This is a genomic window from Streptomyces viridosporus (genome assembly GCF_002078235.1).
GTDB lineage: Bacteria > Actinomycetota > Actinomycetes > Streptomycetales > Streptomycetaceae > Streptomyces > Streptomyces viridosporus.
Window position 1 is genome coordinate 1 of sequence record NZ_MSGP01000973.1, and the last position, 768, is coordinate 768.

The following is a 768-nucleotide window of genomic DNA, read 5'->3' on the forward strand; positions in this document are numbered from 1 at the left end:
ACCCGTGCGAGGAGTTCGAGCGCCTTGGCGCGGGCCTCGGCCCGGGAGAGCCCCAGGTGCTTGCGCATGGGCTCCACGAGCTGGGAGCCGATCCGGAAGCACGGGTCCAGGTTGGACATGGGCTCCTGGGGGATGTAGCCGATGCCGCGCCCGCGCAGGGCGTTCAGCGCGGCGAGGTCCAGGCCCAGCAGATCCTTCCCGTCGAAGACCATCCGGTCCGCCGTCACCTCGGCCTCGTTCGGCAGCAGCCCGAGGACGGAGAACGCCGTCTGGCTCTTGCCCGAGCCGGACTCGCCGACCAGACCCAGCACCTCACCGCGCGCCACGGTGAGGCTCACCCCGTCCACGACGGTCTTGTCGCCGCCGGGCTTCGGGTAGCCGACGCGCAGCCCCGCCACGGTGAGCAGGCGGTCCGCGGGCGCCTCGGCCACCGGGGCCGCGGCCCTTCGCTCGACCCGCTTACGACGCCTGACCACCCGGGGCTCGGCCGTGCCCAGCGCGTCGCGCACCACGTTGCCCAGCAGGCTCGACGCCAGCATGGTCAGGCCCATCGCGGCGCCCGGCCAGACCAGCAGCGCGGGCGCGTTGTAGATGTTGGTGAAGGCGTCGCCCAGCATCGCGCCCCAGCTGGCCTGGGACGCCTTGCCCAGGCCGAGGAAGGCGAGCCCCGCCTGGATGCCGATCGCCACGGCGAACACCTGCGTCGCCTGGATGAGGGACGGGGCGATCACCACGGGCAGGACGTGGCGTCGCATGATGCGCCCGTCG

The 768-nt window shown here is 73.3% G+C and carries 1 protein-coding gene; it reads right to left on the reverse strand.

Annotated features, from left to right (window positions below):
• Positions 1-755: ATP-binding cassette domain-containing protein (locus tag B7L92_RS38990; RefSeq protein ID WP_255311383.1), on the reverse strand; the 755-nt coding region annotated here is incomplete at its 3' end.
• Between the last annotated feature and the right edge of the window lie 13 nt (positions 756-768).